The organism is Empedobacter sp. UBA1574 (genome assembly GCF_002322895.1).
Lineage (GTDB): Bacteria > Bacteroidota > Bacteroidia > Flavobacteriales > Weeksellaceae > Empedobacter > Empedobacter falsenii_B.
On sequence record NZ_DCOI01000027.1, the window covers coordinates 86,088 to 99,456 of the forward strand.

11 protein-coding genes are annotated in these 13,369 nt (G+C 33.9%); 7 read left to right on the plus strand and 4 right to left on the minus strand.

Annotation, left to right across the window (positions count from 1 at the left end; genetic code table 11):
- The first annotated feature begins 12 nt into the window (after positions 1 to 12).
- From rpoC to B3578_RS08040, 3 genes are all read left to right on the plus strand, one after another.
- Positions 13 to 4,290 carry a DNA-directed RNA polymerase subunit beta' gene (rpoC, locus tag B3578_RS08030; protein WP_291047741.1) on the plus strand — a complete coding sequence of 1,426 codons (4,278 nt, stop codon included), beginning with the start codon at positions 13 to 15 and terminating at the stop codon, positions 4,288 to 4,290.
- Positions 4,290 to 4,583 (plus strand): DUF3467 domain-containing protein, encoded by a 294-nt coding sequence (locus tag B3578_RS08035; RefSeq protein WP_291047743.1) that lies wholly within the window; start codon positions 4,290 to 4,292, stop codon positions 4,581 to 4,583. Before rpoC ends, B3578_RS08035 begins: the two co-directional genes overlap by 1 nt.
- A 235-nt stretch (positions 4,584 to 4,818) precedes the next feature.
- Positions 4,819 to 6,138, plus strand: a complete 1,320-nt coding sequence (locus B3578_RS08040) for a dihydrolipoamide acetyltransferase family protein (RefSeq protein ID WP_291047745.1) — start codon at positions 4,819 to 4,821, stop codon at positions 6,136 to 6,138.
- 38 nt (positions 6,139 to 6,176) lie between these two features.
- Here B3578_RS08040 and B3578_RS08045 read toward each other — a convergent pair whose 3' ends face one another.
- Positions 6,177 to 6,752 (minus strand): DUF3575 domain-containing protein, encoded by a 576-nt coding sequence (locus B3578_RS08045; protein ID WP_291047747.1) that lies wholly within the window; start codon positions 6,750 to 6,752, stop codon positions 6,177 to 6,179.
- Between the two features lie 99 nt (positions 6,753 to 6,851).
- Between B3578_RS08045 and B3578_RS08050 the strand changes: the two genes are divergently transcribed.
- Entirely contained in the window at positions 6,852 to 7,367 is a 516-nt protein-coding gene (locus tag B3578_RS08050) for a hypothetical protein (protein WP_291047749.1), read from the plus strand.
- Here the strand turns inward: B3578_RS08050 and B3578_RS08055 are convergent.
- The 3 genes from B3578_RS08055 to B3578_RS08065 all read right to left on the minus strand — a co-directional run bounded on the left by B3578_RS08055 (position 7,339) and on the right by B3578_RS08065 (position 9,969).
- Positions 7,339 to 7,821, minus strand: a complete 483-nt coding sequence (locus B3578_RS08055; protein ID WP_286495068.1) for a hypothetical protein — start codon at positions 7,819 to 7,821, stop codon at positions 7,339 to 7,341. The genes B3578_RS08050 and B3578_RS08055 overlap by 29 nt on opposite strands.
- A gap of 67 nt (positions 7,822 to 7,888) precedes the next feature.
- Positions 7,889 to 8,188 carry a hypothetical protein gene (locus B3578_RS08060; RefSeq protein ID WP_286495066.1) on the minus strand — a complete coding sequence of 100 codons (300 nt, stop codon included), beginning with the start codon at positions 8,186 to 8,188 and terminating at the stop codon, positions 7,889 to 7,891.
- 263 nt (positions 8,189 to 8,451) lie between these two features.
- Positions 8,452 to 9,969, minus strand: a complete 1,518-nt coding sequence (locus B3578_RS08065; RefSeq protein ID WP_221853974.1) for a Do family serine endopeptidase — start codon at positions 9,967 to 9,969, stop codon at positions 8,452 to 8,454.
- Between the two features lie 161 nt (positions 9,970 to 10,130).
- Between B3578_RS08065 and dapF the strand changes: the two genes are divergently transcribed.
- The 3 genes from dapF to B3578_RS08080 are packed head-to-tail and all read left to right on the plus strand — an operon-like array spanning position 10,131 to position 13,369.
- A complete protein-coding gene (dapF, locus tag B3578_RS08070; protein ID WP_038331176.1) occupies positions 10,131 to 10,907 on the plus strand; it encodes a diaminopimelate epimerase in 777 nt (258 codons plus the stop codon).
- A 9-nt stretch (positions 10,908 to 10,916) separates the two neighbouring features.
- Positions 10,917 to 11,939, plus strand: a complete 1,023-nt coding sequence (gene mltG / locus B3578_RS08075) for an endolytic transglycosylase MltG (RefSeq protein WP_038331083.1) — start codon at positions 10,917 to 10,919, stop codon at positions 11,937 to 11,939.
- Positions 11,940 to 11,968: 29 nt separating this feature from the next.
- On the plus strand, positions 11,969 to 13,369 hold the full coding sequence (locus tag B3578_RS08080) for an FAD-dependent oxidoreductase (RefSeq protein ID WP_291047755.1): 1,401 nt from the start codon (positions 11,969 to 11,971) through the stop codon (positions 13,367 to 13,369).

Consider the following 13,369-nt stretch of genomic DNA (forward strand, 5'->3'; position numbering starts at 1 on the left):
ATACATTTCTATATGTCAACAAAAAATAAAACAAGTCAATTCTCAAAAATCCGTATCGGGTTAGCTTCTCCAGAATCGATTCTTCAAGAATCTAAAGGTGAAGTTTTAAAACCTGAAACGATTAACTATAGAACGCACAAACCAGAGCGTGACGGGTTATTCTGTGAGCGTATCTTTGGACCTGTAAAAGATTACGAATGTGCCTGCGGAAAATATAAAAGAATCCGTTATAAAGGTATCGTTTGTGACCGCTGTGGGGTTGAAGTTACTGAAAAGAAAGTTCGTCGTGAGCGTATTGGACACATCAATCTTGTTGTGCCAATTGCACATATTTGGTATTTCCGTTCATTACCAAACAAAATTGGTTACATCTTAGGATTACCATCTAAGAAATTAGACATGGTAATTTACTATGAAAGATATGTAGTGATTCAACCAGGTATCGCAAAAGGACCAGAAGGTGAAGAATTAAATAGATTAGATTTCTTATCAGAAGAAGAGTATTTAGATATCTTAGAAACTCTTCCAATCGAGAATCAATATCTAGAAGATACAGATCCTAATAAATTCGTTGCGAAAATGGGTGCTGAAGCATTAGAAGACCTATTATCTCGTATCAATTTAGATGAGTTATCTTACGAATTAAGACACAAAGCACACAACGAAACTTCTAAACAACGTCGTACAGAAGCGTTAAAACGTTTACAAGTTGTTGAGTCGTTACGTGAGTCAAATATGCACCACGTAAACCGTCCAGAATGGATGGTAATGCGCGTTATTCCGGTTATTCCACCAGAATTACGTCCGTTAGTTCCATTAGATGGTGGTCGTTTTGCAACATCAGATTTAAATGATTTATATCGTCGTGTAATTATCCGTAACAATCGTTTGAAACGATTAATGGAAATCAAAGCGCCAGAAGTAATCTTACGTAATGAAAAACGTATGTTACAAGAAGCGGTTGATTCATTATTTGATAACACGCGTAAAGCATCTGCTGTAAAAGCTGATGGTAACCGTCCGTTAAAATCATTATCTGATTCATTAAAAGGTAAACAAGGTCGTTTCCGTCAAAACTTATTAGGTAAACGTGTAGATTATTCTGCTCGTTCTGTAATTGTTGTTGGACCAACACTTAAATTACACGAATGTGGTTTACCAAAAGATATGGCAGCTGAATTATACAAACCATTCGTAGTTCGTAAATTAATCGAGCGTGGAATTGTAAAAACAGTTAAATCGGCTAAGAAAATTATCGATAGAAAAGAGCCAGTTGTTTGGGATATTTTAGAAAATGTAATCAAAGGTCATCCAGTTTTATTAAACCGTGCCCCTACGTTACACCGTTTAGGTATCCAAGCATTCCAACCGAAATTAATCGAAGGTAAAGCAATTCGTTTACACCCATTAGTGTGTACTGCCTTCAATGCCGATTTCGATGGTGACCAGATGGCTGTTCACTTACCATTAGGACCAGAAGCTGTTTTAGAAGCACAATTATTAATGTTGGCTTCTCAAAATATTTTGAATCCTGCAAATGGTTCTCCAATTACTGTACCTTCTCAGGATATGGTTTTAGGTCTTTACTACATGACGAAAATTCGTCGTACAGACCACCAATTTACAGTAAAAGGAGAAGGATTAACTTTCTATTCAGATGAAGAAGTTCAAATTGCATACAACGAAGGAGCTGTTGACTTAAACGCGCCAATTCGTGTAAAAGGAACAATTCGTGTAGGAGAGGAGTTGATAGAAAATCAATTAATCGAAACTTCTGTAGGACGTGTGTTATTCAACCAAATCGTTCCGAAACAAGTAGGTTATATTAATGAAGTATTAACGAAAAAATCGTTACGTACAATTATTAATAAAATTATCAAGATTACAGATTTCCCTACAACGGCTGCTTTCTTAGATGATATGAAACAATTAGGATACCGTAATGCCTTCGAGGGTGGTTTATCATTCTCATTAGGAGATATCTTAATCCCAGAACAAAAGAAAGACCTTATCTCAGGTGCGATCAACCAAGTTGAGAACATTAAGATGAACTATAACATGGGTCTTATTACAAATAACGAACGTTACAACCAAGTTATTGATGTTTGGACAACAACAAACGCGACATTAACAGAAATTGTAATGAAACGTATGACAGAAGATCAACAAGGATTTAACTCTGTATTCATGATGCTTGATTCTGGAGCACGTGGATCTAAAGAGCAAATTCGTCAGTTATCAGGTATGCGTGGATTGATGGCTAAACCTCAAAAAGCTGGTTCTACTGGTGGGGATATCATCGAAAACCCAATTATCTCTAACTTCCGTGAAGGTCTGTCTATCTTAGAGTACTTTATTTCTTCGCACGGTGCGCGTAAAGGTCTTGCCGATACTGCCTTAAAAACTGCCGATGCTGGATACTTGACTCGTCGTTTAGTTGACGTTGCGCAAGACGTTATCGTAATGCACGAAGATTGTGGTACATTAAGAGGTTTAGAAGTATCTGCACTTAAGAAAAAAGAAGAAATCATCGAAAGTTTATCTTCTCGTGTATTAGGTCGTACTTCATTAAATGATATTTACAACCCAGATAATGGTGAATTAATCATTTCTGCTGGTAACATTATTACAGAAGATATTGGTGATGCCTTAGAAGCAGCTGGTATTGAAAATGTAGAAGTTCGTTCTCCATTAACATGTGAAGCAAAAACTGGAATTTGTGCTAAATGTTACGGACGCAACTTAGCTACAGGTAAAGGTGTTCAGAAAGGTGAATCAGTTGGTGTAGTTGCTGCGCAATCTATTGGTGAGCCTGGTACACAGTTAACATTACGTACTTTCCACGTTGGGGGTACTGCGGGTAACGTTTCTGAGCAAAATACAATTAATGCTAAAGTTGATGGTACAATTGAGTTTGATGACTTACGTACTGTTGAATCGACAGATGATGCAGGTAACAAAGTAGATACAGTTGTTTCTCGTTCTACAGAGATGAAAGTAATTGACGATTTAGGAAACGTTCGTCAACAAACTAACATCGCTTATGGTACTATCTTATCTGTTAAAAACGGAGCTAAAGTTCAAAAAGGTCAAGAGATTGCAAGTTGGGACCCTTATAACGGGGTAATCATCGCAGAATCTACTGGTAAAATCGAATACGAACAATTAGAGCAAGGGGTAACTTTCCAAATTGAAATCGATGAGCAAACAGGATTCCAAGAAAAAGTTATTTCTGAATCACGTAATAAAAAATTAGTTCCAGCGTTAAGAGTTATCACGATTGATGGTGAAGAAAAAACATATAACTTACCAGTAGGTGCACACTTAATGGTAAATGATGGTGAAAAAATTAATGCAGGTAAAATCTTAGTTAAGATTCCTCGTAAGTCAGCTAAATCTGGCGATATTACAGGAGGTTTACCTCGTATTACAGAGTTGTTAGAGGCTCGTAATCCATCTAATCCAGCAGTTGTTTGTGAAATGGATGGAGTTGTTTCTTTTGGTAAAATAAAACGTGGTAACCGTGAAATCATCGTTGAATCTAAAAATGGTGAAATCCGTCGTTACTTAGTTAAATTATCAGCACAGATCTTAGTTCAAGAAAATGACTTCGTACGTGCAGGTGAGCCTTTATCAGATGGAGCAATTACACCAGAAGATATTTTAAGAATCTTAGGGCCAACAGCGGTTCAAGAATACTTAGTAAACGAGATTCAAGATGTATACCGTTTACAAGGGGTAAAAATTGATGACAAACACTTCGAAATTATCGTACGTCAAATGTTACGTAAAGTTCGTATTGTAGACTCAGGAGATTCAAGATTCTTAGAAGATAGTTTAGAGCACAAAGACGATTTCATGCAAGAAAACGATCGTTTATTTGGAATGAAAGTCGTAGAAGATGCTGGTGATTCTGACACATTAAGTCCAGGACAAATCATCACAGTTCGCGAATTACGTGACGAAAACTCTAAATTAAAACGTGAAGACAAAAACTTAGTGACAGCTCGTGAGGCTTTACCTGCAACAGCAGAAGCCGTTTTACAAGGTATTACAAGAGCATCTTTACAAACTAAATCTTTCATGTCTGCGGCATCGTTCCAGGAAACTACAAAAGTTCTTAACGAAGCAGCTGTAGCTGGTAAAGTAGACGGTTTAGTAGGATTAAAAGAAAACGTTATTGTTGGACACTTAATTCCTGCCGGAACTGGATTAAAAGAGTATCAAAACATCATCGTAGGATCTAACCGTGAATACGAGGAATTAATAAACGCAAAACAAGAATTATAATGTCAGAAAATCAACAAAACGAAGGATTAAACATTGAGTTAAACGAATTAGTAGCTCAAGGTGTTTATGCTACAGGAGCAATCATCAACCACTCACCATCTGAGTTCGTTGTAGATTTCGTTCAATTTTTACCAGGTGCTAGACCATCAGTAAAATCAAGAATTATTTTGTCTCCATTACAAGCAAAACAATTATCTCAATCGTTAGCAGAAAACGTAACTAACTTTGAGAAAAGCTTTGGTGTAATCAAAGAACCTCAAGTAAACAACGGTACTGCAACTTACGAAGCTTAAGAATCATTCTTAATATTTCAAAAAGTCCCTCAATCTTAGATTGGGGGATTTTTTTATGCAATCAAAACTATCAAATCATTAAAAATAATCTTATAAATGTTAGATCAATTATTAAATTGATAATTATTTATGATATTAATGCGAATAATTTAAAAATAAAATACATTAATCTTTTTAACAGTATTTTTTTGAATCGAAAAAATGTTTAGATTTGTATTTAGCAAATAACACAAGAATGTCTGACTATAAATTAATTCTACCTTCTATGGGAGAAGGTGTAATGGAAGCTACTGTAACAAATTGGATCAAAAATATTGGCGATTCGATTAGTGAAGATGAATCGGTTGTAGAAATCGCAACAGATAAAGTAGATTCTGATGTTCCTTCGCCAGTTGCAGGAGTTTTAAAAGAAATCTTAGTTCCAGTAGACAAAATTGCAAAAGTAGGTGAGCCTATCGCAATTTTGTCTGTTGATAGAGTTGTAGAACAAGCTGATTCGGTAGAAGAAGTAGATACAAATAGCGATCAGGAAATTGCTGATGCAGCAAAATCTATCGAAGCTGAAGTTGCAACAATCAAAACTGAAACGCTTATTACTTCGTCAGATGATAAATTTTATTCTCCTTTAGTAAAATCTATTGCGAAAGAAGAAGGTGTTTCTCAGGCTGAGTTAGATCAAATTTTAGGTTCAGGAAAAGACGGACGTGTAACGAAAGATGATATTTTGGATTTCGTTAAAAATAGAGGAAATCAACCAGCGAAAACAGTTGTTACGACTTCTGTTGCTGCACCAGTTGCTCAACCTCAAGCACCGCAAGTGCAATCTGCGCCAATTTCTGTTGGTGAAGGAGACGAAATTATCGAAATGGATAGAATGCGTAAAATTATTGCGCAAAATATGCTACAAGCAAAACAAATTGCTCCTCACGTAACGTCTTTCGTAGAAGTTGATATGACGAATATTGTGTTGTGGAGAGATAAAAATAAAAATGAATTTCAGAAAAAACATGGTGAGAAAATTACCTTCATGCCAATTTTTATCGAAGCTGTAGCAAAAGCAATTCAAGATTTCCCAATGATTAATGCTTCGGTTGTTGGAGATAAAATTATTAAGAAGAAAAATATCAATATTGGAATGGCGGCTGCTTTACCAAGTGGAAATTTAATTGTTCCTGTTATCAAAAATGCAGATCAATTTAATTTAGCGGGGTTAGCTTCTCAGGTTAATGATTTAGCAAATCGTGCGCGTAATAATAAATTGAAACCAGCAGAAATACAGGGAGGAACGTATACAATTACAAATATTGGTTCTTTCGGAAATACATTAGGAACGCCAATTATTCCTCAACCTCAAGTAGCTATTTTGGCTGTTGGTGCAATTGTGAAAAAACCTGCTGTTATCGAAACTCCGCAAGGAGATATGATTGCAATTCGTCATAAAATGTACTTATCTCATGCTTACGATCACCGTGTTGTGGATGGAGCTTTAGGAGGTATGTTTGTAAAACGTGTTGCCGAATATCTAGAGGCTTTCGATATGAATACGCCTGTGTAAGAGTAAAATAATACTAGATATAAAAAATCCAACTAATTTTAGTTGGATTTTTTTCGTTTAAATTTATAAGTAAGCATTACACCGCCTTTGTAAAGCAGCCACTCCCCACTTTTATTAAATGATTGCGCAGAATCATATCGTCCCAAATTAGGAGAATCTTCTTTATAATATCCTTTGTAATTTCCTTGAGAGTGTCCTCCACCAACAAAAACATCTAATCCCCAATGTTCGTTAATTTTTACTTGATAACCTATTGTAGCTCCTGTTAAGATTGCTACTCCACGTTGATATTTATCAGTGTTCCAATAATTCCATTTTTGAATATCAAAGAAACCAACTCCAATGTTTGGACCTATATAAAATTTACTAAAAGATTTATCAAAGTAATATCTACCTTCACCAAAAGCCATATACATTTGTAAATGATTACCTGCAAATGATTTCCAAGGAGAGATAAAACCGTCAGCTTGTAAAGTTATTCTATCTGTGATTGCATGTTCAACACCAAGATTTACCATTGCAAGTGGCATTGTTAACGCATTAACTTTTATTTGTGTTTCTCCTTTTTGAGCAAAGATTGTGGCGGGAAATAACAACCAAATTAATTTATTCATTCGTAATTTTTATCAGTTTGCGAAGCTAAGGTAAAAAAAAAGGTTTATTTAGATATTAATTCAAGCTTTTTTATAACTTTACTTAACATTTAATATATTATGGCACCAATCATATCAATCCTAATAATATTTTTGATTTTCGGAATTTTTGTTTCGATATTCTTTGTTATTGCCGTATCTGATGCGAAAGTCAGAGAGAAAAATGAACAACATACGCTGAAAAGTTTACCAGATCAGGTAGATCTAAAGGCTGTTGTACGTTATAATATTGGGCGTCCGCAAGGTAGATTTCTTAAAATGAAATCTTTTCAAGGAAGTGGTGTGTTGTATGCGCAAGGAGAACAATTAATCTTCAAAGATATTTTGGGTAATGAAGATCATATTTTTGATTTGAAAACATGCAAATTATCTTGGGTTGAGAACAAAATAAATGGGATTACAAATGCTTTTAAAGTAGCAGATCACGAAGCTATCATCTTCTTTTATATTGATAAAGGTGTCTTTATTTTTAATGCAATTGAAGAAAATGCGTCGACTTCAGATTTATATATTCGTTTGAAAGAATTGCGTAAAAGTATTAGAAATGCTAAAAAAGCTGAGTCGGCAAGTGAATAGTTAATCCAGCTCGGAAACCGCTCATATCTTTAAAATCCTTATTTTCTCTAAACTCGAAAGAATAGCCAGCATTTAACTCTACAATGCTCAAAACTGCGATACCAGCTTTTGGAGTAATTGTCCACGGAGAAACTTCAGTACGGATAACATAAAAAGCAGAGTTAAAGTTAGAGCTATATGGATCACCAGTATTGTTGCGAAAATTGAACATATATCCAGCTCCAACTTCTGGAATTACACGAAATTTGTCTTTCATATAACCCAAATTAGCATTGGCGCTAAACGTCAAAATATTGTTATTATCTTGTACTAAGAACAAATCTGTTCCAACTTTTCCGTAATTTCCGTTCCAATATTCATAACCAAGATTAATTGTAAAATAATCGGATAAATTTTGTTGTGCTTTCGCTTGAAAACTAATGATAAAAACAAAGATTGCGATGAACTTTTTCATGTGATAAAATTAATGAATTATTTAGCTTTCTCCCAAAAAATAAATTTTCATCATCATTAATGATTTTTTATTTCAAATTGAGAGGTATATTTACTCCAATTGAAAATTGAAAACCTTTGATAGGTTTAAAACTATCTTTTTTATTAATCTTAAAACCATATCCAAAACCAAAATCTACAAAAGAAGCTAATGAAATACCAGCTTTTGGAGTAATTGTATAAGGTGTAAATTCACTTTCTACAAATGGAAAAATATACATCAACTGGCTCGCGGCAACATATCCTGTAATGCCAACTTCAGGAATTACGTGAAAATTATCTCGCATATATCCCATATTAGCATTTGAGTCTAATTTAAAATCAACCATATTATCACCTAAGCCGAAAAGAAAAAATAAACCTGCTTTACCAAAGTTTCCAGATTGATTAGAGTAGCTTAAGGTTGGTCCCCATAGAACTTCTTGTTAATAAGAAAAAGAACTAAACAAAAGAAAGAGTGAAAGAATAATTTTTTTAATAAATATGGGATAGTTTTTCGTTAAACAAATATAATGTAAATATAAATAGCTACAACTTATCTTGTTGTAGCTATTTATAATGATTTATTAAAATTTAAAATCTACTCAAAATTTTAATCCATCGTGAATCCTTTTGTATAGATTCGTCCGTAATAATCTGCAAATTTAATTGACACGCGACCTTTATAATTTTTTAAGATTTTTTCGATATCGTCTTGTGAACTTACATTTTTATCATTGATAGATAAGATAATAAATTCTTCTTGAACACCTGCTGCTGCTAATTTTCCTGCATTATCTAAATGTTTTACCATGACACCATAATTAATTCCGAAACTATCTTTTTGACGTTCTGTTAATGGCTCAAATTCTGCACCAAGAACTTCAGTTGGCGTTAAGTCAGATTTGCTTCTCACTTTAGTGCTTCCTTTAGCATCTTTCAATGTGATGTTGTATGTTTTCTCAGAGTTTCCACGTCTTACAGTAAGTGCAACATTGTCACCAGGACGTTTGCTACCTACGATGAATGATAACGAAGAGAAAGATGTAATTGGTTTTCCATCAACAGCTGTAATGATGTCTCCTTCTTCGATTCCAGAATCAATTGCTGATCCTTTCGCAACCAATTCAGTTACCATTACTCCATTATCGGTTTTAATGTTCTTTTTGAACTGTTTGTTATATTGTTTTACAGCATCTTCATTCGATAAATCAAAACCTTTGATACCTAAATATCCACGTTGTACAATTCCGTACGATTTGATATCCTCAACAACTTTTTTTACCAAGTTTGCAGGAACAGCAAACCCGTAACCAGAATAAGCTCCTGTTGGCGAAGAAATAGCTGTATTAATACCAATTAAATCTCCGTTTGCATTCACCAAAGCACCACCAGAGTTTCCTGGATTAATCGCTGCATCGGTTTGAATAAACGATTCGATTGGTGATTCAGAATTTTTACCTAAAATATTAATGCTACGCCCTTTTGCTGAAACAATACCTGCTGTAACAGTAGAAGTCAATCCAAATGGATTACCAACTGCTAACACCCAATCTCCAACATTAATGGCATCAGAATCGACAAATTTTGTGAATGGTAAACCTTTTTCACTAATTTTCAATAAGGCAATATCTGTACTTGGATCAGTTCCAACTAATTCAGCAATATAACTTTTTTGATTATTCAAAGTCACTTCAATCTTAGAAGCACCTTGTATCACGTGATTATTTGTAACTATATATCCATCTTGAGAAATAATTACACCAGAACCCATTCCGGATGGTTGATCTTGATCTGGTTGCTGTTGTTGTCTTCTTCTTTGTTGTTGTTCTGGTTGACCAAAAAAGAAATCAAAAGGATCAAACATTTGTTGCTGTTGTTGCTGTCTTTGATTCGAATAATTTTTGATACTCACAACCGTATGTACTGCTTTGTTAGATGCCTGCACAAAGTTTGGCGCATCATAGCCATAATTTCCTTTATAATCTACAAATTCAAAGTCTCCGTTTTTCTGATGACTTGCGTTTGTAATAAATGGATTACTTCCATTTTCGTTCATCAAATAAAAACCTCCCATAGTTGTCATAGAACTCACTAATCCAACTAATAAGTATCCTGTATATTTTTTCATCTTTATTATATAAGTTTTTAATGTTTTAGATTTAATCAAATTTAAGACCAAAATTTTAACATTTCAAACCGTTTAACGCATGTTAACACTATATTATAAATCTTTTATAACATTAGTTAAGAGTGACAAAAATGTCTTTACTTTGTTTAAAATTAAAGAAGTTGAAATTAAAATTTTATAAATATCAAGGAGCTGGGAATGACTTTGTCATGATTGATGATCGAGAAAAAACGTTTCCAATCTCTACAGAATTGATTAATAGGCTATGTGATCGTAATTTTGGTATAGGAGCTGATGGTTTGATTTTGTTACAAAATGATGAAAATTCAGACTTCAGAATGGTGTATTTCAATTCGGATGGAAACGAAAGTACAATGTGCGGAAACGGAGGACGTTGTATTATTCGATTTGCAAATGATTTGGATGTTGCCAATGACAAAATGACATTTAATGCGATTGATGGTTTGCATCATGGTATCGTAGATCAAGAAGTTATTCGTTTACAGATGATTGATGTAAATGAAGTAGAAGATCACGACAAATATTTATTTATGAACACAGGTTCCCCGCATCACGTAGAATTTGTGGAGAATTTGAAAGATATTAATGTCTACAAAAAAGGAAAAGCAATTCGTAATGGTGCGCCTTATTTTGAGAAAGGTTCTAACGTAAATTTTGTTGAAGTTATGCCAGATAATAGTCTTGCAATTCGTACGTATGAGCGTGGAGTAGAGGACGAAACCTTGGCTTGTGGAACAGGAATTACGGCAGCTGCGATTTCTGCTTATGTCAAAAATTTGGTAGACAAAAAAGATATCAAAGTAAAAGCAATGGGTGGAGATTTATCTGTAAATTTTGAAGAAAATAATCATAACTTTGTCAATGTTTGGTTAAATGGACCAGCAGTAAAAGTTTTTGAAGGTGAAATTGAAATTTAATTCAATCCAATGAAAAAATTAAATTTAGTATTAATATTAATCTGTTCATTCGCATTTGTAGGATGTACATTTATAGACGGTTTCAAAGGGAATGCAACCAAAGATGGTTATATCTATATTTCTCGTGGAGCTAAATTTGAACAAGTTTTAGATTCTTTAAAACCATTTTTGAAGGATGTAAAATTGTTCAAACAATATGCAGAAGATGCAGATTATCCAGCAACGATAAAATCTGGAAAATATAAAATATCAAGCTCAGATTCTAACCGCGATATTATTGATCGTTTGCAAGGGGGAGAGCAAGAAGAAGTGAAGCTTCGTATCAAAAATGAGCCAACAATTTATCATTTGGCGGGTTCAGTTTCCAAACAAATTGATATGGACTCTATCGAAGTTTTGACAGCTATTCGCGATTTTGTGAAAGAAAAAAACGATACAACGTTAAACGACGAAACAGTTAAACAATATTTTATTCCAGAAACGTATTTCGTGTATTGGGGATTAACACCAGAAAAGTTTGTGGACAAAATGGTGGCGCAGCACGACAAAGTGTGGAATGCAGATCGTTTGGCAAAAGCAAAAGCGCTCAACATGACACCTTTGCAAGTGACAACTTTGGCGTCTATTGTACAGTTGGAATCATCTGATAATATGGATGAACAACAAAAAGTTGCACGTGCATATATGAATCGTTTGGCGAAAGATATGCGTTTAGAAGCCGATCCAACATCTATTTATGCGTACAAAATGGAAAATGGTTGGGATCAAAAAGTACAACGTGTGTACAAAAAATGGACGTGGTCTTCGAATGCGTACAACACATATCGTAACAAAGGTTTGCCACCAGCACCAATTTGTTTACCAAATTTAGGAGCAATTGATGCGGTTTTATCACCAGCAAATCACGATTTTATTTTCTTTGTTGCAGATCCTAAAAAACCAGGTTACCACATTTATACCAATGATTATCAGGAACATTTGAAAAATGCTGAGAATTATAGAAATTGGTTAAAAGAGAATAATATCAAATAGTTGTATCTTTAGCTAAACCAATTTTAGTTATGTTACAACCAAATTATACAAAAAGAGAATTCCTAAAACTGCTTGGTACAGGTAGTTTAGGAATTTTTTTTATGTCTTTTTATTCGTTTGATGATTTTTTGGATGATGATTTAATAATCTTGACAAAAGATGATGCAAAATATGATCAATACCGAAAATCATTCAACAAAAGAATTGAGAAGTTTCCGAAAATTATAGCAGTTTGTAAATCTGAAACTGGAATAAAAAAAGCAATTGCATTAGCAAACGAAAAGAAACTAAAAATTGCCATTCGAAGTGGAGGACATAGTTTTGAAGGTTTTTCGAATGTTGATAACGGATTGTTGATTCATCTTGGATTGATGAAGAAAATTACGTGGTTGCAAGAGAATAAAGTGAAATTACAACCAGCTTGTTTGTTGCAAGAGATTTATGCGAATTTTTTACCTAAGAAAAGAATTATTCCAGCTGGTTCGTGTGGAACTGTCGCTATTGGTGGTTTGACTTTGGGCGGTGGTTATGGTTTTTTTAGTCGGAAATATGGTTTGACTTGTGATAATCTGCTTCGTGTAAAAATGATCGATTACAAAGGAAATACAATCGACTCTGATAAAGATCCAGATTTACTTTGGGCGTGTAAAGGAGGAGGAAATGGAAATTTTGGAGTTGTGACGGAATTACATTTCAAAACTTATCCAGCACCACAATCTTTCAGTGGATATCGCATGAAGTTTAATAATTTGACTTCTGATAAATTTGTCAAATTAATTCTACTTTGGTTTCAAGCAACGGAAAAGTTACCCAACGATGCTTTTTCGGCTTTTGTGTTGAATGGAAAATTTTTAACGATTTTATTTACCAATTTTGCAACAAATCAAACTGATTTTGAGAAAACATTTTCGAGTTTAATTCCACTAGCGAATGATTACAAACCGATGAAAAATAGAAATCTGGCTGTTGCACTCAAAAATTATTATGGTGTAACAGAACCAATTTATTTCAAAAATTCTTCGGCTGGTTTGTACACAGGAATTGAAGATATAGAAAAAGGTTTGGAAGATATTTTTGCAAAAGTTGTTGCTTCTAAAGGAATGATTTATCAGATCAATACTTTGGGAGGAAAAATAAATGAAGTCAAAGCTTCAGATTCTGCTTATCCACATCGTGATATTAATTATTTGAGCGAATTACAAGCATATTGGGATTTGCCTTCGCAAGAAGAAAAGTTGACAAAATCATTTGAAGAAGTGCAACAATTGTTAAGAAATCTTGGAAATGTAAAACAATACCGAAATTATCCAGATATCAATTTTCCTGATGCAAATAATGCTTATTTCGGGAATAATTTGGTTCGATTACAAAAGTTGAAAAAGAAATATGATCCGAATAATTTGTTTGATTATCCACAAGTGATTAAATAG

Coding starts and splice junctions, on each gene's coding strand:
- B3578_RS08035 (WP_291047743.1), top strand. CDS start 4,290: ATGTCAGAAAATCAACAAAACGAAGGATTAAACATTGAGTTAAACGAA.
- B3578_RS08055 (WP_286495068.1), bottom strand. CDS start 7,821: ATGAAAAAGTTCATCGCAATCTTTGTTTTTATCATTAGTTTTCAAGCG.
- B3578_RS08065 (WP_221853974.1), bottom strand. CDS start 9,969: ATGAAAAAATATACAGGATACTTATTAGTTGGATTAGTGAGTTCTATG.
- rpoC (WP_291047741.1), top strand. CDS start 13: ATGTCAACAAAAAATAAAACAAGTCAATTCTCAAAAATCCGTATCGGG.
- B3578_RS08045 (WP_291047747.1), bottom strand. CDS start 6,752: ATGAATAAATTAATTTGGTTGTTATTTCCCGCCACAATCTTTGCTCAA.
- mltG (WP_038331083.1), top strand. CDS start 10,917: ATGAAAAAATTAAATTTAGTATTAATATTAATCTGTTCATTCGCATTT.
- B3578_RS08040 (WP_291047745.1), top strand. CDS start 4,819: ATGTCTGACTATAAATTAATTCTACCTTCTATGGGAGAAGGTGTAATG.
- B3578_RS08060 (WP_286495066.1), bottom strand. CDS start 8,188: ATGGTTGATTTTAAATTAGACTCAAATGCTAATATGGGATATATGCGA.
- B3578_RS08080 (WP_291047755.1), top strand. CDS start 11,969: ATGTTACAACCAAATTATACAAAAAGAGAATTCCTAAAACTGCTTGGT.
- B3578_RS08050 (WP_291047749.1), top strand. CDS start 6,852: ATGGCACCAATCATATCAATCCTAATAATATTTTTGATTTTCGGAATT.